Raw genomic sequence first — 20826 nt, 5'->3', positions numbered from 1 at the left:
GACCGCCCGTGCACGCCGCCCCGGTCGTACTCGTCGCGCTCTGTTGTCTCGTAGCGGCCGCGTCGGTCGCGACCGCCGCTCCGGCGGCGACATCTCCCGGCCCCGGTAACGCGACGCCCGCCGGGGCGACGGCAACCGACCTCGAAGGCGACCCGCTCGACGCCCGGTCGTGTCCCGCCCGCGCGGCGACCCCGAACCGCGAGGCGGCCGTCGACGAACCTCGCCTCGTCGAACTCTACCCCAACCCGACGACCCACGGGAACGCCGGCGAGTACCTCGTCCTCGCGGTTCCGTCGGGGACCGCCCTCGGAAACCTGACGGTGACCGACGGGTACGCGACGGCGTCGCTCCCGAACGAGACCGCCGCCGGTCGCGTCGCGGCGAGCCCCGACCCCGAAATCGCCGCGGCGGTCACCGACCACCCGGTCGTCGAACTCGACGGGAACCTCCGACTCGCCGCCGACGGCGACGCCCTCGAAATTCGCGCCGGGAACCGGACGGTCGACGCGGCGTCGTACGACCGGGCCCCCGAGGCCGAGGTCTGGTACCGCGACGATTCCCCGGGGAAGAACGCGCGCGGCGAGTGGTGGCCCCGGGAGGCGAGTTGCCGGCCCGCCACCGCGTACGACCCCGGCGAGGCGACGGCGTTCGTCCTGCCGGACTCGCCCGAGGTCCCGCTCGAAACCCTCCGTGACGCCGACGACAGGCTCCTGCTGGCTGGCTACACGTTCACCTCCGAGGCGGTCACGGCCGAACTGGCGGCCGCCGCCGACCGCGGCGTCGACGTCCGGGTGCTCGTCGAGGCCGGTCCCGCCGGCGGCACGCCCGCCGCGTCGGACCCGCTGCTCGCCGGCCTCGAAGCGCGGGGCGTCGACGTCCGCGCCCTCGGCGGCGAGGGGTCGCGCTACCGGTATCACCACCCCAAGTACGCGGTCGTCGACGACGCCGTCGTCGTTACCAGCGAGAACTGGAAGCCCGCGGGCGTCGGCGGCGCGTCGAGTCGCGGCTGGGGCGTCCGCGTCGAGGACGGCGCGCTCGCGGACGACCTCGCGGCGGTGTTCGCCGCGGACGCGGGCGGCCCGGACGTCGAACCGTGGAGCGTCCACCGCGAGCGCGCGACGTTCGTCGACGAGGGGTCGCGCTCGGGCGAGTACCCGACCGAACACGGGCCGGCGACCGTCTCCGTCGACGCGGTCGAACTGGTGGTCGCGCCCGACAACGCCGAGGCCCGACTGCTCGACCTCGTCGCGGGCGCGGAGGAGTCGCTGCTGATCGAACAGCCGAGCGTCGCCCCGGACGCCTCGCTGCTCGCGGCGGCGGTGGCGGCGGCCGAGCGCGGCGTCGAGGTCCGGATCCTGCTCGATTCCTCGTGGTACGTCGCCGACGAGAACGAGGCCCTCGCCGCGTCGCTCGAAGCGGCCGCCGCGGACGAGGACCTCCCGCTCGACGTCGCGCTCGTCGAACCGGGCGACCGCTTCGAGAAGATCCACGCCAAGGGGGTCGTGATCGACGACGAGGTCGCCGTCGTCGGCAGCGCGAACTGGAACGACGGCGCCGTCGAGACCAACCGCGAGGTGCTGCTCGTGCTCCGCGGGGCGGAGGCGGCGTCGTTCTACGCGGCCGTCTTCGAGGCCGACTGGAACGGGCGGACGTGGACCCTGCCCGTCGAACTCGCGCTCGTCGTCCTCGCGGCGCTTGCGCTCGCCGCGCTCGTCGGTCGGGAGAAGGCGGGCGTCGCGGTCAGTCGTCGAGCGGGGTCGCGCTCGAGAGGGCCTCGTCGATGTCGGCGTCGGCCATCTTCTCGACGAGGGCGTCGATGACTGCCTCGCGTTTGCCCTTGACGAACTTGATCGAACCGACGACGAGGTGGCCGCCGCCGGAGACGCCGCCGCCGGGAATCTCCGCTTCGAGTTCCGAGACCATCGTGGGGATGTCCAGACGGACGCCGTCGCTGCGCAGGACCGCGAAGTCCGGCCCGTAGCCGACGGTGATGACGGGGTCGCCGGTCTCCTCGATCTTGCGGTCGTGGATCTCGCCGGTGGTCTTGCCCGGCGCGGGGTAGGTAAAGCGGTGGGCGTAGTTCTCGACGTCGATCCGGTAGAGGTGTGCGCCGTTGTCGAGGGGTTCGTGTTCGAGGTGGGACATCGCGGCGTCGAGTTGCTCGTCGACCTCCTCGCGGGCGCGCCGGGCGAAGAAGGAGACGAGGGCGCGGTGGCGCTCCTCGTCGGCGTCGCCGAGTTCGAGCAGGTCCCGGATCAGCCGGTCGCCGGAGTTGTACCGCAGCCAGAACGCGGCGTAGTCGAGCGCCTCGCTGACGTCCCGCAGGCGGTCCTCGTCGTAGCCCTGCTCGGCGGCGAGGTCGAGGTAGTCGTCCATCGCGTCGGCCTTCGAGCGGTCGGCGAGGCCGGCGACCGCCGGCACGTGCCGCAGGTCCTCGCCGAGGTCGGGGTCGATCATCCGCGCGAGTTCGACACAGAGCATCCCGGTCGTGATGCGGTAGTCCTCGCCGTGGAGGTACGGGTTGACGTGGGCGTCGAGCAGGCCGTCGACGGCCTCGGGGTCGGGGTGGTGGTGGTCGACGGCGACGATGGGGATGTCGTAGTGGGCCAGCGTCTCGTAGGCCGGGACGTCCTCGGCCGTCGAGCCGTTGTCGAGCATCAGGAGGAGCGGCAGTTGCTGGCCGTGTTTCGCCCGGTCTTCGAGCGCGAAGTTGAGGTCGCGGGTGGCGTCTTCCATCTCGTAGAACGGCGCCTTCGCGGGCAGGCGCTTGACGAGGTGCCGCGGCGCGTCGGGGTCCTCGTGGACGTCGGCGATGAACCGTTCGAGCGCCAGTTGGACGGGGACGGCGGCGCACATCCCGTCGCCGTCGGCGTGGTGGCGCACGCGGATCGGCCGCCCTTCGAGGACGGTCCGGCGCAGCAGTCGCGCGACCTCGCGCAGGTCGGGCCGCAGCGTCTCGAAGGCGGGCCAGTCGATCAGCGGTTCGACGTCGTGGGGCTCGGCGCGGGCTTCGAGGGCGGTCTCGAGGCGCTCGCGGGCGTCGGCCTCGGCCTCGCCGTCGAGCGCGGAGAGGCCGTCGACCTCGACCTGAATCGTCCCTTCGCGGTGCTCGGGGGTGCCGGTCACGCGCACGAGATCGCCGACTTCGATCGAGGGGTACGCGCGGACGCCGGCGTCCTCGAAGGCGGCACAGGGGACGACCCCGTGCTCGTCGGCGACGTGGAAGACCGTCGGGCCGCCGGTCTGTTTGACCTGAACGACCTCGCCTTCGAGGTGGATCTGGTCTGCGACGTTCGCTTCGAGGCGGTCGGTGCCGGTCAGGGTGTAGTCGTGGGAGACGGGTTCGACCGCGTACTCCTCGCCGACGTCGACGGGTTCGAACGCCATGTCGCCGTTGTCGCGGACGTTTTCGAGTTCGACGACCAGTTCCTGGCCGACGCGGTAGGTCCCTTCGAGGACGGACTCGTGGACGAGCCCCGAGACCGAGTCGGAGAGGTCGACGAACACCCCGTAGTCGACGATACCGTTGATTTCCGCGAGGTACGGCCGACCGGCGTCGACGTCCTCTACGGTACAGTCGGCGTCGAGATCGTAGACGACGGAAACACCTCCGTCTTCGCCGGATCCTCCGGCGGACTCATCTGTCATCGTTGGGCCGACGTTTGAGGTGGGCGCGTATAACCCTTGCCAAGAACTGCCGCGAGGGCGGGGTGACGGCCTCGTCCCGCTCAGTGCTGGCGCTCACGGACGCGGCGACCGATCGCGTCGGCCGTCTCGATCGCGTCCGCGACCATCGACGGCGAGACCGCGAACGGCTCGTTGTGGATGGTTTCAGCCTCCGCGCAGGCGGCCTCGGCGACCGTCCGTAGCTGGTCGTCGGTCGGGTCCGCGAGCCCGATCTCCTCGAGAGTCACCGGGAGGCCGACCTCGATCGAGAACTCGACGACGTCCTCGACGAACGCGTCTTCGCGCCCTTCGAGGACGAGCTGGCTGATCGTCCCGACGTTGACCTTCTCGCCGTGGGTGGCGTCGTGGGTCTCCTCTAACTGGGTCAGCCCGTTGTGGATCGAGTGGGCCGCCGCGAGGCCGCCGCTCTCGAAGCCCAGGCCGCTCAGCAGCGTGTTCGCCTCGACGACCGACTCGACGTTCTCGGTGACCGCGCCCGCCTCGACCGCCGTGACGGCCGAGACCGCCCGCGCCCGGAGCGTCTCGTAGGCGAGGTTCGCGAGCGCGAGGGCGGCGTCGGTCGGCCCCCCGCCGACGACGTTTTCCGACCCGGAGGTGGCGACGGCGTCGGCCTCGAACCACGTCGCGAGCGCGTCGGCGACGCCCGACCGGAACAGCCGCGTGGGACCGGCCGCGACGACCGCCGTGTCGACGAGCACGAGGTCGGGGTGGTCGTCGTAGAAGCGGTACTCCTCGAACTCCCCGGCCTCCGTGTAGACGACCGAGAGCGCGCTGGTGGGCGCGTCGGTCGAGGCGACCGTCGGCAGCGAGACCGCCGCGCCGCCGACGGCCTCGCGGACGGCCTTCCCGGTGTCGAGGGCCTTCCCGCCGCCGGCGCCGATCACGACGTCCGCCCCCTCGTCGCGGGCGACGTCGGCGATGCGGTCGATCTCGACGGCCGAAGCCTCGCCGCGGAACTCCTCGACGGCGACGTCGACGCCGGCCGCTTCGAGGCTCTCGACCGCGCGGTCCTCGATGATCCCGAGGACGACCTCGTCGGCGAGCAACAGTGCCGTGTCCCCCAACGGTGCGACGTGGTCTCCGAGTTCGTCGAGGACGCCGCGTCCCTGTACGTACGTTGGCGGCGAGACGAATTGTCTGAAAGTTGCCATGGTAGTAACTGGAGGAGTGGTCCCCCGGAAGAAGCTACGACGGCAGGGGTCATATAGAGTGGTCCTGTGGCAAGAAACCGCCCGGCGGCGGCGGAATCGATATCCGACGCGCCTTCCGGAACGTTTAGCAACCACAAGCCCGGAGACGGTGATATGGGGCTGCTCGACGCGCTGTTTCGCTCGAGCGAGATCCTCGGCATCGCCGAGGAGACGCTCGAGTTCGCGCTTGAGTCCGCCGAGGCGAGCCACCCGGACGAGTACATGGGCTTCCTCCGGGGGACCGACGCGCGGGACTTGGGGCTCGACCGGGACGGACTGGTGATCACGGACGTGCTCGTCGTCCCCGGGACCGAGACCAACAGCGTGAGCGCGACGGTCAGGTCGAGCGCGATTCCGAACGACGTGAACGCGCTCGGGAGCATCCACTCGCACCCGAACGGCGTGCTCCGGCCGAGCGACGCGGATCTCGGGACGTTCGGCCGCGGGAGCGTCCACGTCATCGTCGGCGCGCCCTACCGGCGAGGCGACTGGAAGGCGTTCGACTCGCAGGGACGGCCGACGAACCTGACCGTCCTCGACGTCGACCTGCCCGACACGGAGGAGTTCTTCGACTTCACGCAGGCTGACATCGACGAGGAGTTACGCGGATGAAAGGGCCAACCGTTCTCGGACGTCCGGAGGGGGTCGCGTGACCCGCACGGTGATCGCGCAGGGGACCTTCGACATCCTCCACCCCGGTCACGTCCACTACCTGGAGGAGGCGAAGGCGATGGGCGACGAACTCGTCGTCATCGTTGCCCGGCGCTCGAACGTCGACCACAAGGAAGCGCCCGTCTGTCCGGCGCGACAGCGCCGGGACGTCGTGGACGCGCTCGAAGTCGTCGACGAGGCGATCCTCGGCCACGAGGAGGACATCTTCGTTCCGATCGAGGAGCGCGACCCCGACGTCATCGCGCTGGGTCACGACCAGCACCACGACGACGCGGCGATCGAGGCGGAACTCGACCGCCGCGGGATCGACTGCGAGGTCCGCCGCGCCAGCGGCCGCGAACCGCGCTACGACGGCGAGTTGCTGTCGACGCGGCTGATCGTCGACGAGATCGTAGAGCGGCGGGGCTGACGGCGGTTTCTGCGAAAGGGGACGGACCTCAGAGGTAGCCTTCCGCGGCCAGTCGCTCGATGCCGTCTTTCAGGCGCTCCTCGCTCGCCGCGTAGGAGATGCGCGCGTAGCCGGGCGTGCCGAACGCGCTGCCCGGCACCGTCGCGACGTGGGCGTCCTCGATGGCGCCCTCGCACCACGCTTGATCGTCCCCGTCGACGGGGAGCATCATGTAGAACGCCCCGTCAGGGACGGCGACGTCGACGCCGCGGTCGTCGAGCAGGTCGACGACGAGGTCGCGGCGCTCCGCGAACGCGGCGACCATCTCCTCGACCGCCTCGTCGGTGTTCTCGAGCGCCTCGATGCCGGCGTGCTGGACGAAGTTCACCGCCGAGGAGACCGAGTGGCTGTGGAGTTTGCCGGCCTGCGAGACCAGTTCCTCGGGGCCGGCGAAGTAGCCCAGCCGCCAGCCGGTCATCGAGTAGGCCTTCGAGAAGCCGTTGACGGTGACGGTGCGGGCTGCCATCCCGTCGAACGTGCCCAGACTCGTGGGCTCGACGCCGTAGGTGATCTCCTTGTAGATCTCGTCGGAGACGACGGTGACGTCGTGGGAGACGGCGAGTTCGGCGACGCCGTCGAGGGCGGCGTCGGAGTAGACGGCGCCCGTGGGGTTCGACGGCGAGTTGACGATCAGCAGGTCGGTCTCGTCGGAGACGGCGTCGGCGAGGTCGTCGAGGGCGGGTTCGAGCCGGAAGTCGTACGGCGAGAGGTCCACCCGCGACAGGGAGCCGCCGGCCATCGTCACCATCGCCTCGTAGGAGACCCACGCGGGGTCGAGCAGGACGACCTCGTCGCCGTCCTCGATCAGCGCGCTGACGACCTCGTACAGCGCCTGCTTCGCGCCGGGGGTGACGACGACCTCGTCGCTGGTGTGTTCGAGGCCGTCGGCGGCGAGTTTGTCGGCGATGGCCTCGCGGAGTTCGAGGATCCCCTTCGAGGTGGTGTAGCCGGTGTGGCCGGCGTCCATCGCGTCCTTCGCGGCCTGAACGACGTTCCCGGGCGTCGGGAAGTCGGGTTCGCCGACCGAGAGGTCGACGACGTCGGCGCCGTCGGCCTCGAGTTCGGTGGCGAGCGCGGAGATGGCGAGCGTTGCTGACGGTTCGACGCTGGTGACGCGGTCCGTGAATTCCATGGTCATGGTCGGAAGTGGGTAGGTGGTCACGCGGGATGTCTTCAGGGGTCCGGCAACTCGTCGACGAGGTCGATCGCGCCGTCGACGGCCTTCGCGGCGTTCTCGACCCGCTCGCGGGCCTCGGCGGCCGACATCCCCGGCCCCGTGACGCCGAGGGTGACCGGCGTGTCGCGCTCGAGGCTGACGTCGGAGAGCCGTCCGGCGGTCGACTCGGCGATCACCTGATCGTGGTCGGTGTCGCCGGTGATGATCGCGCCGATCACGGCGACGGCGTCGACGTCCTCGCGGCGCGCGAGGCGGTCGGCCGCCAGCGGCGCGTCGTACGCCCCCGGCACGCGGACCGTCTCGCGGACCTCGGCGCCGGCGTCGGCGGCGGCCTCGCGGGCGGCCTCCTCCATCTGCTCGGTGATCGGGCGATTGAACTGCGCGATCACCAGTCCGAGCGCGGTCATACGCGAGCGGTAGTGAGGGGGAGTAAAAGAGGTACCGTTCCGTGCGAGTGTAGCGAGGCCGAAACGCGCGAGCGCGTCGTCGGTCCGGGCGAACGGTGCCGAGACCTCTCGGTCCGCCGGGTCGCGAAAACCGGCCCCTGCGAGCGGCCGCCGCGAGTCGAGCGACCGCAGGTTGGGCACGAACGTGCGTATCGACGGCGCCGTCCGGGGACGAAATCGGCAGGATTGAGAATATTTAAGCGCGGGCGCGGACAACGACCGTCCGATGACGACGCTACGGACGCCGGGACCGACCCTCGGCGTGGTCGGCGGCGGACAGCTCGGACGGATGCTGGCCGAGGCGGCCGCGCCGCTGGGGGTCGAGCTACTCGTCCTCGACCCGACGCCGGACTGTCCGGCCGCGCCGGTCGCGCGCGATCAGATCGTCGCGGAGTTCGACGACGAGGCGGGCATCCGGGAACTCGCCGCGCGCGCGGACGTCCTCACCTTCGAGATCGAACTCGCCGATCAGGACGTGCTGGACCGCGTCGGCGAGGAGACGGGGACGCCGGTCCACCCGAAGCCGGCGACGCTGCGGACGATCCACGACAAACTCGTCCAGAAGCGCCGGCTCCGCGACGCCGGGATTCCGGTGTCGCCGTTCCGGGCGGTCGAGGACGTCGACGACGTGCGCGAGGCGATCGACGAGTACGGCGCGCCGGTGATGCTCAAAGCGCGCACCGGCGGCTACGACGGCCGGGGGAACGTCCCCGTCGAGGCAAAGGACGAGGCCGCGGACGCGCTCGACGCGGTCGCCGGTCCCGCGATGGTCGAGGCGTTCGTCGACTTCGAGCGCGAGGTGTCGGTGATCGCGGCGAAAGGCGACGGCGAGATCGCCGCGTTCCCCGTCGGGGAGAACGTCCACCGCGAGGAGATCCTGCGGGAGACGGTCGTCCCCGCCCGGTCGGACGACGCGGTCGCCGAGCGCGCCCGCGAGGTCGCCGCGGACGTCCTCGACGTGATGGACGGCCGCGGGGTCTACGGGATCGAACTGTTCGAGACGAGCGAGGCGCGTGGCGCCTCGGACGGGTCGAGCGGGCGTCGCCCGCGAAACGGCGAGGGGGAGATCCTGCTCAACGAGATCGCCCCGCGACCGCACAACTCGGGCCACTGGACCATCGAGGGGGCGACGACCTCGCAGTTCGAACAGCACGTCCGGGCGGTGCTCGGCTGGCCGCTCGGGTCGACCGATCTGCGCTGCGAGACGGTGTCGACGAACCTGCTGGGCGACGTCGAGGCGCCGCGGGAGGCGGCGCTGTCGGGCGTCGCGGAGATCCTCGACACCCCCGGCGCGCACCTCCACTGGTACGGCAAGCGCGAGGCCCGCCCCCTGCGGAAGATGGGCCACGTGACCGTGACCGCGCGGGACGGCGAGGGCGTCGCGGAACTGCTCGACCGGGCGACCGCGCTCCGCGACGCCGTCACCTTCGCGTAGCGACCGTCGACCGGGCCGGAATCGAACGTGTTCGACCGAAACGGCCGTCTCGTGGCCCCCACCGTGGAAAACGTTTTACCCGTGGCACGTGGACGTGGAGAGACATGATCGATACCGGTCAGGTATTCGAACGGCTCTCCGACGGTCGCGGCTCGGGGATCGACATCGGCCCCGAACCGACGAAAGCGGAGCTCCGAGACGTCGTGCGGCGGCTCAAGGCGGAGGGGCTGTGCAGCCGGCGGGTCGGCGAACACCGACTCGTCCCGTACTTCGTCGCGACCGAGGGCTACGGCCAGCGCGAGATCGACCTCCTCGAGGAGGTGCTGGCCGAGGAGTACGAGGGAACCGATCGCTGTCTCCGCACGCGCCGATCCGAGTGCAGCCGACTGCGCGGCGGCTGCAAGGGCTCGCGCTGACGCGGCGTGAACCACCGCCTTTCATTGCCTCCGGGGCGGAAGCCGCGGGTATGACCGCACCGGCAGTCGACGACCTGATCGACCGACTCCGCGAGGAGGCCGCCCGGGACCGCCCGGCCGCGGAGACCCCCGACGTGGGCATCGTGATGGGCAGCGACTCGGACCTCGAGACGATGCTGACCGGCGGTCGCCGCCCCGGCGCGTACGACGCGCTCGTCGAGGAACTCGGGTTCGAAGAGCAGACCGACTACGACGACCCGCCGGCGGCGCGCTTTACCTTCGAGACGTACGTCACCTCGGCCCACCGGACGCCGGACCTGATGACCGCGTACGCGGAGACGGCCGAAGACCGCGGGATCGAGGTGATCATCGCGGGCGCGGGCGGGAAGTCCGCGGACCTGCCGAACATGACGGCGTCGATCGCTTACCCCTTGCCCGTCATCGGCGTCCCGGTCCAGGAGAAGTCAGTCGACAGCGTGATCGGGATGCCCGCGGGCGCGCCGATCCTCGCGGTCGACGCCGGCAAGTCGTTCAACGCCGCGCTCTCGGCGGCCCAGATCCTCGCCCGCGAGCACGAGAAACTGCGCGACCGACTCGTCGACTACCACGACCGGCTTCGCGAGGACGTCGGGACCGTCTCGCGCGACCTCCACGACGGCGGCGTCCGCGCGTACCGCGGCGAGTGAACGCGGGCGCTCGCGTCGCCCGCGACGGCGGCCGGTAACAGTGCATTTACGGCCGTCGAACGGTCTCGGCGGCGATTCTTGCCAGTAGCGGCGTCGGGCCCCGAGTCGGTGGTGTCGGATTAGCGCCGTAAAGACTGCGATACGCCGGATTTCGGCGGTAAGCGAAGAATCAACCCTTATATGGGTGCGTTTACAACGTGCGAACGTTACGGAGATGAATGAATGGATAGCCATCGGGGCGCTCGCCGTCGTGGGATTACTGATACCCCTCGGGATGATGGCGGTGTCGTACCTCCTGCGGCCGAGTGTACCCGAAACGAGTAAACGCGCCACCTACGAGAGCGGCGAGGTGCCGACCGGTGGGACGCACATCCGGTTCAACATCCAGTACTACATGGTCGCACTTCTTTTCGTCGTCTTCGACATCGAGACCGTCCTGCTGTTTCCGTGGGCGGTCGTCTACGGCGACGCCGTCGCGTCGCCGGAGTACGGGATGGTCGAGGCGCTCGGACCGATGTTGCTGTTCGTCGGGATCCTCCTCGTCGGACTCGCGTGGGCGTGGCGCAACGACGCGGTCGAGTGGGCCAAAAGCCCCAGTCAGGTCGAGCCGGAGGCAGACCGACCATGAGTAACGACGAACCACACCCGTCGATCTACGAGAGCACTGCACCCGGGACGGACACGCGCGAGGCGCGCATGGGCGCCGGCCCCGACGCCCGCTTCAACTCGAAGCTCCGCGAGGCGTTCGGCTCGACGCCGTTCATCCTCACGAAGTTCGACAAGTTCATGAACTGGGTCCGGGGCTCCTCGATGTTCATGCTGCAGTTCGGGATCGCCTGCTGCAGCATCGAGATGATCCACACGTACGCGATCAAACACGACCTCGACCGGTTCGGGGCCGGGGTCCCGCGGGCGTCGCCGCGGCAGGCCGACGTGATGATCGTCCCGGGGACGATCGTCTCGAAGTTCGGCCCGCGGATGAAACGCGTCTACGACCAGATGCCCGAACCGAAGTTCGTCGTCGGGATGGGGTCGTGTACGATCTCCGGCGGGCCGTTCCAGGAGGGGTACAACGTCGTCAAGGGCGCCGAGGAGATCATCCCGATCGACATCCACGTCCCCGGCTGTCCGCCCCGGCCGGAGGCGCTGATCTACGGCGTCGCCAAACTGCAAGAGCGCATCGCCAACGGCGAGTCCTCGCCCGTGGTGGTCAAGCCGTACGAACTCGAGCAGTTCGGCGACCTGCCCCGCGACGAAGTCGTCGAAAAGCTCGCCGACCAGATCGACGAGGACGACCTCGTCATGCGCTACAACTGGGCTGATTCGCCATGAGCAAGGGAGTCGAACTGCCGGTCGCGGAGGAGGTCACCGAGGACGAACTCGAGGCGCTGCTCGGCGACGTCGCCCGCGCGCGCGACGACCACCTGAACGCGCCGGGGTTCGTGATCCGACCCGACGACGTCCAGACGGTGCTGACGCGCCTGCGCGACGAGGCGGGCTTCGATCACCTCGCCTGTGCCACCGCCCAGCAGTACGCCGACCGCTACGAGACGATCTACCACCTCAGGAAGTACGACGACCCGACACAGGAGGTGAGCGTCGTCGTCCCGACCACGCTCGACGACCCGGTCAGCCAGACCGCCGAACCGGTGTTCCGGTCGGCCGACTGGGCCGAACGCGAGAACTTCGACCTCGTAGGCATCGACTACGAGGGCCACCCGGACCCCCGGCGGATACTCCTGCCCGAGACGTGGCAGGGCCACCCGCTCTCGGACGACTACGACGGCAACAAGCCCCAGATCGTCACCCTGAGCGAGTACGCGAACCCGCTGGCACCCGACCGCCACGACGCCGAGTCGGACACGATGTTCCTCAACATCGGCCCGCACCACCCGGCGACCCACGGCGTGCTCCACGTGAAGACGGTGCTCGACGGCGAGACGGTCGTCGACGTCGACCCGGACATCGGCTACCTCCACCGCTGCGAGGAGCAGATGTGCCAGCAGGGCACCTACCGCCACCAGATCATGCCCTACCCCGACCGCTGGGACTACGTCTCGGCCGGCCTGCTCAACGAGTGGGCCTACGCCCGGGCGGCGGAGGATCTGGCCGACATCGAGGTGCCCGAGTACGCGCAGGTGCTGCGGACGATGGGCGCCGAACTCTGCCGGATCGCCTCGCACATGATCGCGCTGGGGACGTTCGGGCTGGACGTCTTCGGCGACTTCACCGCCGTCTTCCAGTACGCCTTCCGCGACCGCGAGGTCGTCCAGGACATCCTCGAAGACCTCACCGGCCAGCGGCTGATGTACAACTACTTCCGGCTGGGCGGGGTCGCCTGGGACCTGCCGGAGCCCCGCGAGGAGTTCATCGAGAAGGCCCGCGACTTCGTCGACGAACTGCCCGCGAAGGTCGACGAGTACCACGACCTCATCACCCACAACGAGATCTTCCAGCTACGCTGCGTCGACACCGGCGTGCTGGAACCCGAGGTCGCAAAGCAGTACGGCTGTACGGGGCCGGTCGCCCGCGCGTCGGGCGTCGACTACGACCTGCGGCGTGACGACCCCTACGGCTACTACCCGAACCTCGACTGGAACGTCGTCACCGAGGACGGCTGTGACAACTACTCGCGCGTGCTCGTGCGGATGCGCGAGGTCGAGGAGTCGGCGAAGATCATCGAGCAGTGTCTGGACCTGCTCGAAGACTGGCCCGAGGACGAACGCGAGGTACAGAGCAACGTGCCCCGCACCCTGAAGCCGGACGCCGACGCCGAGATCTACCGGGCCGTCGAGGCCGCGAAGGGCGAACTCGGCATCTACGTCCGCTCCGACGGCACGGACAAACCCGCACGCTTCAAGATCCGTAGCCCGTCGTTCCACAACCTCTCGTCGCTGCCGGAGATGGTCGAGGGCGGCTACGTCCCGGACCTCGTCGCGTCGCTGGGGAGCCTCGACATCGTCCTCGGGGAGGTGGACCGATGACGGCGAGCGCGCCGGTCTTGCAGGCCGACGACACGGTCTTGCTGCCCGAGCGGATCGCCGACCTCACCGGCCTCGGCGAGTTCGGCGTCCTCGGCGAGGCGGTCGCGGCGTTCGTCGCGGCGCTCATCGTCGGGAGCCTGATGCTCGCGATGACCGGCGTCGCCGGCCCGTGGGCGAAGCGGAAGATCACCGCGGCGTTCACCGACCGGATCGCGGTCAACCGCGTCGGCCCGTGGGGACTTCTCATCATCGTCGCTGACTCGGTGCGCCTGCTCTCGAAGGAACTGATCGTGCCGGAGAACGCCGACCGCCCGGCGTTCGACCTCGCGCCGATCGTCGTCGCCGGGTCGGCGATCCTCGGCTTCGCCGTCATCCCGATGGGAAGCGGCATCCACCTCGCCGACCCCGAGGTCGGCCTCGCCTACGTCTTCGCCGTCGCCGGCATCGTGAGCATCGGGCTGGTGATGGCCGGCTACTCGTCGGCGAACAAGTACTCGCTGCTCGGCGGCCTGCGTGCGGTCGCCCAGAACATCGCCTACGAGATCCCGCTCGTCGTGACGGGGATGTCGGTGGTGATCTTCGCCGGGTCGTTGCGGATGAGCGAGATCGTCGCCGTCCAGAACGAGACGGCGCTGTTCACGATCCCGGGCCTCGAGTGGACGATCCCGGCGTGGTTCGCGATCGTCAACCCGTTCGCGTTCGCGCTGTTCCTCGCGGCCAACCTCGCGGAGGTCGGGCGCAACCCGTTCGACATCCCGGAGGCGCCGACCGAGATCGTCGCCGGCTACCAGACCGAGTACTCCTCGGTCTACTTCGTGCTGGTCTACCTCGGGGAGTTCCTGCACATCTTCCTCGGGGGCGCGATCATCGCGACGATCTTCCTCGGCGGGCCCGCCGGCCCCGGCCCGGCCGAACTGGGCATCGTCTGGTTCACCGTGAAGATCTGGGCGGTGTTCCTGCTGACCCAGTGGATGCGCTCGGCGATACCGCGCGTCCGGATCGACCAACTGATCGAGATCGGCTGGAAGGGGATGCTCGTGCTGTCGTTCGCGAACCTCGTGCTCACCGCGGTCATCGTGGGGGTGATCAGCGCATGATCGGACTGCTCAAATCGATGGCGACGACGATGAAACACGCGCTGGACGGCAACACGTTCACCGTCGAGTACCCGGACGATGCGCCGGACGTCTCCCCGCGGTTCCGGGGGGTCCACAAGTTCAGCCAGGAGCGGTGTATCTGGTGTCGCCAGTGCGAGAACGTCTGTCCGAACGACACGATCCAGATCGTCACGGACGACAAGCGAAACGGCGAGCAGTACAACCTCCACATCGGTCAGTGTGTCTACTGCCGGCTGTGCGAGGAGGTCTGTCCGGTCGACGCCATCCTGCTCACCCAGAACTTCGAGTTCACCGCCGACACGAAACACGACTTCGTCTACAACAAAGAGCAGTTGAAGGCAGTGCCGTGGTACAAGGACATCGACCCGCTGGAGTCGCGCGAACCCGACCGGGGCGCGTGGATCGGCGAGGGCGAAGGAGACGTAGACTACCAGTAACCGAGCGGACGGCCCGTCCGTCCCGAAATCTACAAAGGGCACACCAAACCACATCGAACCAATGACATACGAGCTGATCGCGTTCGCGCTGTTCGCGTTCGTCACGCTCGCCAGCGCGATCGGCGTCGTGCTCGTGCAGGACCCGTGGCACTCCGCGCTCCTGCTCGGCGTGACGCTGTTGAGCGTCGCGGTCTACTACGTGATGCTGGCGGCGGAGTTCGTCGCCGTGATGCAGGTCCTCGTCTACGTGGGCGGGGTCCTGGTACTCATCACGTTCGCCGTGATGCTGACGCGGGCCGAACGAGACGAGGTGGTACAGACATGACGACGAGACCGAAACTCAGGCTCGGCAGCGCCCTCGCGCCGGGTCTCCTCGCGGTCGGCCTGTTCGCCGTGATGGCGCTGGTCGTCCTCAACACGCCGTTCGGCAGCCCGCAGGGCTTCCCGGGGGACCTCGTGATCACCGCCGAGATCGGCTACGCCCTGCTGGACCTGTCGGCGCTGCAAAGCGAGGCGGTCGCCGGCACCGAGCCGTTCCTCGCCGCGCTGTTGCTGGTCGCGATCCTGCTCGACGCCGCGCTCGACGCCGCGCTCGTGCTGGCGAAACGCGAGGAGGCGGGCGAGCCCGTGACCGCGCTTTCGAGCACGCCGTCGGACTCCGCCGCGGAGGGTGCCCCCGCCGGGGCGGCCGCGGCCGACGGCGGCGCCCGGACGGACGGAGGTGAGGACGCGTGAGCGCCGTCCCGATCGAGTACTACGTCCTCCTGTCGATGGCCCTGTTCTGCGTGGGGCTGTTCGGCATCCTGACGCGTCGCAACGCGCTGTTGTTCCTGATGTCCGTCGAGATCATGCTGAACGCGGCCAACGTCAACCTGATCGCGTTCGCGTTCTACCACGGCAACCTCACCGGCCAGGTGTTCGCGCTGTTTACGATGGCGCTGGCCGCCGCCGAGGTCGCCGTCGGACTCGGGATCATCATGGTGCTGTACCGCAACTTCCGGGACGTCGACGTCACCGTCCCGTCGGCGATGAGGTGGTAACATGGCAGGCGCATTCGACTTCGCTCCGGCGATCGCGCTGTTCCCCCTCGCGGCGTTTGTCATCGCGCTCGTCTTCGGCGCCCGGATGCCGAAGCGGGGCGCGCTCGCGGGCATCCTCGCGACGGCGGCCTCGCTGCTGCTGTCGCTGTGGGCGCTGGCGACCGTCGCGGGCGGCGAGACCTACCACGAGACGCTCTACGAGTGGGCGGTCGGCGACGTCGTCGCCGAGACCGGCGCCGGCACGATCGAGTTCACGTTCGGCATCCTGCTCGATCCGCTGTCGACGCTGATGCTCGTGATCGTCTCGCTGATCGCGTTCCTCGTACACGTCTTCAGCCTCGGGTACATGAACGCCGAGGGCGAGACCGGCCTGCCGCGGTACTACGCCGAACTCGGCCTCTTTACCTTCAGCATGCTCGCGTTCGTCTTCGCGGACAACCTGCTGATGGCGTTCATGTTCTTCGAACTGGTGGGGCTGTGCTCGTACCTGCTGATCGGCTTCTGGTTCCGCACCCGTAGCGCCCCCTCGGCCGCGAAGAAGGCGTTCCTCGTCACCCGCTTTGGCGACTACTTCTTCCTGGTCGGCGTCGTCGCCATCGCGGCGACGTTCGGCACGGTCGGGTTCGCCGGCGACGGCTCGTTCGTCGTCGCCGCCGAGGAGGCCATCGACGCCGGCGACACCCTGTTCGGCTTCGGCGCCGAAAGCTGGGTGACGCTGACCGGCCTGCTCGTGCTCGGCGGCGTGGTCGGCAAGTCCGCGCAGTTCCCGCTGCACACGTGGCTGCCGGACGCGATGGAGGGTCCGACCACCGTCTCCGCGCTCATCCACGCGGCGACGATGGTCGCCGCCGGCGTCTACCTCGTCGCGCGGATGTTCGGCTACTACGCGCTCAGCCCGACCGCGCTCGCGATCATCGCGTTCGTCGGCGGCTTCACGGCGCTCTTTGCCGCGACGATGGGCGTCGTCAAAGACGACGTCAAGCAGGTGCTGGCGTACTCGACGATCAGCCAGTACGGCTACATGATGCTGGGCCTCGGCGTCGGCGGCTACGTCGCCGGGGTCTTCCACCTCATGAACCACGCGTTCTTCAAGGCGCTGCTGTTCCTCGGCGCCGGGTCCGTCATCGTCCTCATGCACCACGAACAGGACATGTGGAAGATGGGCGGGCTGAAGGACAAGGCGCCGGTCACCTACTGGACGTTCCTCGCGGGCGCGCTCGCGCTCGCGGGTATCGTCCCGTTCTCGGGCTTCTGGTCGAAAGACGAGGTGCTGTTCGACGCGCTGATCGTCGGCCTCGAACAGCCGGTCATCCTCGCGGCGTTCGCGATGGGACTCGTGGCCGTGTTCTTCACCGGCTTCTACACGTTCCGGATGGTCTTCCTGACCTTCCACGGCGAACCCCGCACCGAGGCCGCCGAGGACCCCCATCCCGTCGGCTGGTCGATCAAGGCCCCGCTGGTGGTGCTGGGCGTCCTCGCGCTCGTCGCCGGGTTCGCCAACCTCGCGCCGGTGTACAAGCTGGCCGGCGTCGACCTGACGTTCCTCGAATCGTGGCTCGACGGCGAGTACGGCGCCGTCGAGGGGCTGACCTACCACGCCTACCACGAGACGGTGCCGTTCGCGGAGGGCTACGTCGGCTCCGAGGCTACGACCGTCCTGCTCAGCGCGGGGCTGTCGCTCGGCCTCGCGGTCGGCGGCGCGGCGCTCGCACACGTCCTCTACAACGTGCCCGAACCCGAACGCCACACCGCGCGCCTCGGCGCGGTCTACGACGTCCTGTACAGCAACTACTATCAGGACGAGTACCAGGTGTGGCTCGCACGGGGCGTCACGCTCCCGCTGGCGCGGGCGGCCGACCGCTTCGACGGCAGCGTCGTCGACGGCGTCGTCAACGGCGTTTCGAGCGTCAGCCTGTTCGGCAGTAGCTGGGTGAAACGCGTCCAGACGGGTATCGTGACCAACTACGCGGCGCTGTTGACCGCCGGGTTCATCGCGTTACTGCTACTGCTCGGCGTCCTCGGAGGGTGGTTCGTATGATGATCGAAGCGTTGATCGCGGTCGCACTGACCGGCGCACTGGTGACGTTCCTCGCGCCGAACCGAGTCGCGGGCAAACTCGCCTTCGCCGTCAGCCTCGTGCCCGCGGCGCTCTCGCTGTGGATGTTCACGGCGTTCGACGGCAGCGGCAACGCCTTGCTCGGGGGCGACCTCGCCTTCGAGTCCCGCGCGGAGTGGATCTCGCTGGGCGAGTACGCGATCACCTGGTTCGTCGGCCTCGACGGCATCTCGATGCCGCTCGTGGTGCTGACGACGGTGCTCGTCACGCTGGCCATCGTCAGTTCGTGGACGCCGATCGACGAGCGCGAGTCGCAGTTTTACGGCCTGTTGCTGTTCATCGAGGCGAACCTGATCGGCGTCTTCGCGGCGCTTGACTTCTTCCTCTGGTTCGTCTTCTGGGAGGCCGTGCTCATCCCGATGTACCTCATGATCGGGGTCTGGGGCGGCCCGCGCCGGAAGTACGCCGCGATCAAGTTCTTCGTCTACACGAACGTGGCGTCGCTGGTGATGTTCGGTGCCGTCATCGCGCTCGTGTTCGGGCTCGGCGACCCGGTCACCAGCTTCGGGCTGCCCGAAATCGCCGACGCGATGGTCAACGGCGACGGCGTCCAGCGGACGGTGCTTGGCATCGCGCCGGGGACGCTGGCGTCGCTCGCGTTCGTCGCGATGTTCCTCGGCTTCGCCGTGAAGGTGCCGGTGGTCCCCTTCCACACGTGGCTGCCGGACGCTCACGTCGAGGCGCCCACCCCGGCGTCGGTGCTGCTGGCGGGCGTCCTGCTGAAGATGGGCACGTACGCCATGCTCCGGTTCAACTTCACGATGTTCCCCGAGCAGGTCGAGGCGTACGCGATCCCGATCGCCGCGGTGGCCGTGATCAGCGTCATCTACGGCGCGATGCTGGCGCTGGCCCAGACCGACCTGAAGCGGATCGTCGCCTACTCGTCGGTGTCGTCGATGGGCTACGTCATCCTCGGGCTGGTCGCGTACACCACGTTCGGCGTCGGCGGCGCGACGTTCCAGATGGTCAGCCACGGGCTCATCTCGGGGCTGATGTTCATGGCCGTCGGCGTCGTCTACAACGCGACCCACACCCGGATGGTCACGGATATGTCCGGGCTGGCCGACCGGATGCCGGTCGCGATCGGCATCCTCGTCGCGGGCTCGTTCGCGTACATGGGCCTGCCGCTGATGAGCGGGTTCTACGGCGAGTTCACGATCTTCTTCGGCGCCTTCCAGTCCGAACTGCTGGCGTACGCGCCCGCGTTCACGGCACTTGCGATGTTCGGCATCGTCATCGTCGCGGGCTACCTGCTGTTCGCGCTCCAGCGGACCGCCTTCGGCCCGTACCGGCTCGAAACCGACTACGAGATCGGCCGCGCCCCGCTGCACGACGTCGCGCCGATGATCGTCCTGCTGGCGCTGATCGTCGCGCTCGGCGTGGCCCCCGACGACCTGCTGTTCGAGATGATCACGGACGCGGTCGACCCGATCCTGAACGGAGGTGAGTTCTGATGGAACCGATCCAGTTGCCCGAGTGGACGGCGCTCGCGCCCGCGTTGCTGTTCGCGCTGACCGCGCTGGCGCTGTTCGTCTACGACAGCATCGAACCGCGCTCGACGAACCGGACCGTCCTCGCGGGCACCGCGACGGTCGGCTCGCTCGCCTCGCTGACGGTCGCCGTCTGGTTCGTCCTCGCCGGCGTGGGGACGCCGGGTGTCGACGGCGGCAACGGCGTCGTCGATCTCTTCGGCGGCCAGTTCGTCGTCGATCAGCTGACGCTGTTCTTCAGCATCGTCGTCGCGGTCGTCGCCACGCTGGTCTCGATCGCCAGCTACGACTACATGGAGGGCCACGCCTACCAGGCCGAGTACTACTCGCTTGTCATGCTCGCCGCGACGGGGATGACGACGATGGCGGCGGCCAACAGCCTCGTGACGGTGTTCATCGCCCTCGAACTGAGCAGCCTGCCGTCGTACGCGCTCGTCTCGATCCTCAAGACCAACCGCGGGAGCGTCGAAGCCGGCCTGAAGTACTTCCTGATCGGCGCGCTCTCCTCGGCGGTGTTCGTCTACGGCGTCAGCCTCGTCTACGGCGCCACCGGCCACCTCCAGCTCGAGGCCATCGCCAACAACCTCGGCGGCGCCGCGGAGTTCGGCGGCCTGCTCGGGCTGGGCATCGTGATGCTGCTGGGTGGCTTCGCGTTCAAGACCGCCAGCGTCCCGTTTCACTTCTGGGCGCCCGAGGCGTACGAGGGCGCGCCCGCACCCATCTCGGCGTTTCTCTCGTCGGCCTCGAAGGCCGCCGGCTTCGTGATCACGATCCGCGTGTTCACGACGGCGTTCCCGCTCGAAGAGGCGACGGCGGTCATCGGCATCGACTGGACGCTCGCGTTCGTCGTCCTCGCGCTGGTGACGATGACGCTCGGCAACTTCGCGGCCGCGACCCAGGAGAACGTCAAGCGGATGCTGGCGTACTCCTCGGTCGGCCACGCCGGCTACGCGCTGATCGGTCTGGCCGGCCTCGGCGCGGGGGCGAACGACCTCGTCCTCGGGGCGGCGATGATGCACCTGCTCGTCTACGGCTTCATGAACACGGGCGCGTTCCTGTTCGTGGGTCTGGCCGAGCACTGGGGCGTCGGCCGCACCTTCGCCGACTACAACGGCCTCTCGAAGCAGGCGCCGATCGCCTGCGCCGCGATGGCCGTCTTCCTGTTCAGTCTCGCCGGCGTGCCGCCGCTGGGTGGCTTCTGGAGCAAGTACTTCCTGTACGTCGGCGCCATCGAGGCCGGCCTGCTCGTCGTCGCCGCCGCGCTCGTCGTCAACAGCGCGCTGTCGCTGTACTACTACTCGCGGCTGGTGAAGGCGCTGTGGATCGAAGACCCCGTCGCCGGACGCGACTCGCTCTCGCAGCCGACCGGGCTGTACGCGGCGATCGTCGTCGCCGCCGTCGTGACCGTCGCGCTGCTGCCGGGCTTCGGGCCCGTCGCCGAGTTCGCGATCGACGCCGCGGCGGCGGTCGTCCCCTGAGCCGGT

At 69.1% G+C, this 20826-nt stretch carries 21 protein-coding genes; 17 read left to right on the top strand and 4 right to left on the bottom strand.

The window, feature by feature from the left end:
* The first annotated feature begins 8 nt into the window (after nt 1–8).
* Nucleotides 9–1820 (top strand): phospholipase D-like domain-containing protein, encoded by a 1812-nt coding sequence (locus tag NKG98_RS18250; RefSeq protein WP_254767555.1) that lies wholly within the window; start codon nt 9–11, stop codon nt 1818–1820.
* Here the strand turns inward: NKG98_RS18250 and han are convergent.
* A complete protein-coding gene (gene han, locus NKG98_RS18245; protein WP_254767554.1) occupies nt 1741–3648 on the bottom strand; it encodes a Hef-associated nuclease in 1908 nt (635 codons plus the stop codon). The genes NKG98_RS18250 and han overlap by 80 nt on opposite strands.
* A gap of 80 nt (nt 3649–3728) precedes the next feature.
* Entirely contained in the window at nt 3729–4838 is a 1110-nt protein-coding gene (locus NKG98_RS18240; protein ID WP_254767553.1) for a glycolaldehyde reductase, read from the bottom strand.
* A 153-nt stretch (nt 4839–4991) separates the two neighbouring features.
* On the opposite strand from NKG98_RS18240, the gene NKG98_RS18235 reads away from it, so the two are divergent.
* A complete protein-coding gene (locus NKG98_RS18235; RefSeq protein WP_254767552.1) occupies nt 4992–5489 on the top strand; it encodes a Mov34/MPN/PAD-1 family protein in 498 nt (165 codons plus the stop codon).
* A 37-nt stretch (nt 5490–5526) separates the two neighbouring features.
* The gene (locus NKG98_RS18230; protein WP_254767551.1) at nt 5527–5958 is read left to right on the top strand and encodes an FAD synthase family protein; all 432 of its coding nucleotides are present in this window, start codon (nt 5527–5529) and stop codon (nt 5956–5958) included.
* 28 nt (nt 5959–5986) lie between these two features.
* Here the strand turns inward: NKG98_RS18230 and NKG98_RS18225 are convergent, their stop codons facing one another.
* On the bottom strand, nt 5987–7135 hold the full coding sequence (locus tag NKG98_RS18225) for a pyridoxal phosphate-dependent aminotransferase (protein WP_254767550.1): 1149 nt from the start codon (nt 7133–7135) through the stop codon (nt 5987–5989).
* Nucleotides 7136–7170: 35 nt separating this feature from the next.
* On the bottom strand, nt 7171–7581 hold the full coding sequence (gene ribH, locus NKG98_RS18220) for a 6,7-dimethyl-8-ribityllumazine synthase (protein WP_254767549.1): 411 nt from the start codon (nt 7579–7581) through the stop codon (nt 7171–7173).
* Nucleotides 7582–7846: 265 nt separating this feature from the next.
* On the opposite strand from ribH, the gene NKG98_RS18215 reads away from it, so the two are divergent.
* The 14 genes from NKG98_RS18215 (at nt 7847) to NKG98_RS18150 (ending at nt 20820) form a co-directional block, all read left to right on the top strand.
* The gene (locus NKG98_RS18215) at nt 7847–9055 is read left to right on the top strand and encodes a 5-(carboxyamino)imidazole ribonucleotide synthase (RefSeq protein WP_254767548.1); all 1209 of its coding nucleotides are present in this window, start codon (nt 7847–7849) and stop codon (nt 9053–9055) included.
* 104 nt (nt 9056–9159) lie between these two features.
* Nucleotides 9160–9471: a hypothetical protein gene (locus NKG98_RS18210; RefSeq protein WP_254767547.1), complete on the top strand. Its 312-nt coding sequence runs from the start codon at nt 9160–9162 to the stop codon at nt 9469–9471.
* A gap of 50 nt (nt 9472–9521) precedes the next feature.
* The gene (locus tag NKG98_RS18205) at nt 9522–10157 is read left to right on the top strand and encodes an AIR carboxylase family protein (RefSeq protein WP_254767546.1); all 636 of its coding nucleotides are present in this window, start codon (nt 9522–9524) and stop codon (nt 10155–10157) included.
* Between the two features lie 214 nt (nt 10158–10371).
* Nucleotides 10372–10785: an NADH-quinone oxidoreductase subunit A gene (locus NKG98_RS18200; RefSeq protein WP_254767545.1), complete on the top strand. Its 414-nt coding sequence runs from the start codon at nt 10372–10374 to the stop codon at nt 10783–10785.
* Complete coding sequence (locus NKG98_RS18195) at nt 10782–11489, top strand: NADH-quinone oxidoreductase subunit B (protein ID WP_254767544.1); 708 nt, start codon at nt 10782–10784, stop codon at nt 11487–11489. Before NKG98_RS18200 ends, NKG98_RS18195 begins: the two co-directional genes overlap by 4 nt.
* Entirely contained in the window at nt 11486–13141 is a 1656-nt protein-coding gene (locus NKG98_RS18190) for an NADH-quinone oxidoreductase subunit D (RefSeq protein WP_254767543.1), read from the top strand. The genes NKG98_RS18195 and NKG98_RS18190 overlap by 4 nt, the downstream gene beginning before the upstream one ends.
* Entirely contained in the window at nt 13138–14238 is a 1101-nt protein-coding gene (locus NKG98_RS18185; RefSeq protein ID WP_254767542.1) for a complex I subunit 1/NuoH family protein, read from the top strand. The genes NKG98_RS18190 and NKG98_RS18185 overlap by 4 nt, the downstream gene beginning before the upstream one ends.
* Nucleotides 14235–14696 (top strand): NuoI/complex I 23 kDa subunit family protein, encoded by a 462-nt coding sequence (locus NKG98_RS18180; RefSeq protein WP_254767541.1) that lies wholly within the window; start codon nt 14235–14237, stop codon nt 14694–14696. The genes NKG98_RS18185 and NKG98_RS18180 overlap by 4 nt, the downstream gene beginning before the upstream one ends.
* A gap of 61 nt (nt 14697–14757) precedes the next feature.
* Complete coding sequence (locus tag NKG98_RS18175) at nt 14758–15021, top strand: NADH-quinone oxidoreductase subunit J (RefSeq protein WP_254767540.1); 264 nt, start codon at nt 14758–14760, stop codon at nt 15019–15021.
* Nucleotides 15018–15431: a hypothetical protein gene (locus NKG98_RS18170; protein ID WP_254767539.1), complete on the top strand. Its 414-nt coding sequence runs from the start codon at nt 15018–15020 to the stop codon at nt 15429–15431. Before NKG98_RS18175 ends, NKG98_RS18170 begins: the two co-directional genes overlap by 4 nt.
* Complete coding sequence (nuoK, locus tag NKG98_RS18165) at nt 15428–15736, top strand: NADH-quinone oxidoreductase subunit NuoK (RefSeq protein ID WP_256558439.1); 309 nt, start codon at nt 15428–15430, stop codon at nt 15734–15736. Before NKG98_RS18170 ends, nuoK begins: the two co-directional genes overlap by 4 nt.
* A 1-nt stretch (nt 15737) precedes the next feature.
* Entirely contained in the window at nt 15738–17774 is a 2037-nt protein-coding gene (gene nuoL, locus NKG98_RS18160) for an NADH-quinone oxidoreductase subunit L (protein ID WP_254767538.1), read from the top strand.
* Complete coding sequence (locus NKG98_RS18155; protein WP_254767537.1) at nt 17771–19306, top strand: complex I subunit 4 family protein; 1536 nt, start codon at nt 17771–17773, stop codon at nt 19304–19306. The genes nuoL and NKG98_RS18155 overlap by 4 nt, the downstream gene beginning before the upstream one ends.
* A complete protein-coding gene (locus NKG98_RS18150; protein ID WP_254767536.1) occupies nt 19306–20820 on the top strand; it encodes an NADH-quinone oxidoreductase subunit N in 1515 nt (504 codons plus the stop codon). Before NKG98_RS18155 ends, NKG98_RS18150 begins: the two co-directional genes overlap by 1 nt.
* Nucleotides 20821–20826 lie beyond the last annotated feature (6 nt).

The sequence above is a fragment of the Salinilacihabitans rarus genome (assembly GCF_024296665.1).
Classification (GTDB): domain Archaea; phylum Halobacteriota; class Halobacteria; order Halobacteriales; family Natrialbaceae; genus Salinilacihabitans; species Salinilacihabitans rarus.
Note: the sequence above shows the minus strand (reverse complement) of the source record. Positions and strands in the feature narration are given on the sequence as shown.

Excerpts from the sequence above, each read along its gene's own strand:
- NKG98_RS18175 (WP_254767540.1), top strand. The coding sequence starts at position 14,758 with ATGACATACGAGCTGATCGCGTTCGCGCTGTTCGCGTTCGTCACGCTC.
- han (WP_254767554.1), bottom strand. The coding sequence starts at position 3,648 with ATGACAGATGAGTCCGCCGGAGGATCCGGCGAAGACGGAGGTGTTTCC.
- NKG98_RS18190 (WP_254767543.1), top strand. The coding sequence starts at position 11,486 with ATGAGCAAGGGAGTCGAACTGCCGGTCGCGGAGGAGGTCACCGAGGAC.
- ribH (WP_254767549.1), bottom strand. The coding sequence starts at position 7,581 with ATGACCGCGCTCGGACTGGTGATCGCGCAGTTCAATCGCCCGATCACC.
- NKG98_RS18225 (WP_254767550.1), bottom strand. The coding sequence starts at position 7,135 with ATGACCATGGAATTCACGGACCGCGTCACCAGCGTCGAACCGTCAGCA.
- NKG98_RS18210 (WP_254767547.1), top strand. The coding sequence starts at position 9,160 with ATGATCGATACCGGTCAGGTATTCGAACGGCTCTCCGACGGTCGCGGC.
- nuoL (WP_254767538.1), top strand. The coding sequence starts at position 15,738 with ATGGCAGGCGCATTCGACTTCGCTCCGGCGATCGCGCTGTTCCCCCTC.
- NKG98_RS18150 (WP_254767536.1), top strand. The coding sequence starts at position 19,306 with ATGGAACCGATCCAGTTGCCCGAGTGGACGGCGCTCGCGCCCGCGTTG.
- NKG98_RS18200 (WP_254767545.1), top strand. The coding sequence starts at position 10,372 with ATGAATGAATGGATAGCCATCGGGGCGCTCGCCGTCGTGGGATTACTG.
- NKG98_RS18235 (WP_254767552.1), top strand. The coding sequence starts at position 4,992 with ATGGGGCTGCTCGACGCGCTGTTTCGCTCGAGCGAGATCCTCGGCATC.
- NKG98_RS18240 (WP_254767553.1), bottom strand. The coding sequence starts at position 4,838 with ATGGCAACTTTCAGACAATTCGTCTCGCCGCCAACGTACGTACAGGGA.
- NKG98_RS18180 (WP_254767541.1), top strand. The coding sequence starts at position 14,235 with ATGATCGGACTGCTCAAATCGATGGCGACGACGATGAAACACGCGCTG.
- NKG98_RS18215 (WP_254767548.1), top strand. The coding sequence starts at position 7,847 with ATGACGACGCTACGGACGCCGGGACCGACCCTCGGCGTGGTCGGCGGC.
- NKG98_RS18155 (WP_254767537.1), top strand. The coding sequence starts at position 17,771 with ATGATGATCGAAGCGTTGATCGCGGTCGCACTGACCGGCGCACTGGTG.
- NKG98_RS18195 (WP_254767544.1), top strand. The coding sequence starts at position 10,782 with ATGAGTAACGACGAACCACACCCGTCGATCTACGAGAGCACTGCACCC.
- NKG98_RS18170 (WP_254767539.1), top strand. The coding sequence starts at position 15,018 with ATGACGACGAGACCGAAACTCAGGCTCGGCAGCGCCCTCGCGCCGGGT.
- NKG98_RS18205 (WP_254767546.1), top strand. The coding sequence starts at position 9,522 with ATGACCGCACCGGCAGTCGACGACCTGATCGACCGACTCCGCGAGGAG.
- NKG98_RS18185 (WP_254767542.1), top strand. The coding sequence starts at position 13,138 with ATGACGGCGAGCGCGCCGGTCTTGCAGGCCGACGACACGGTCTTGCTG.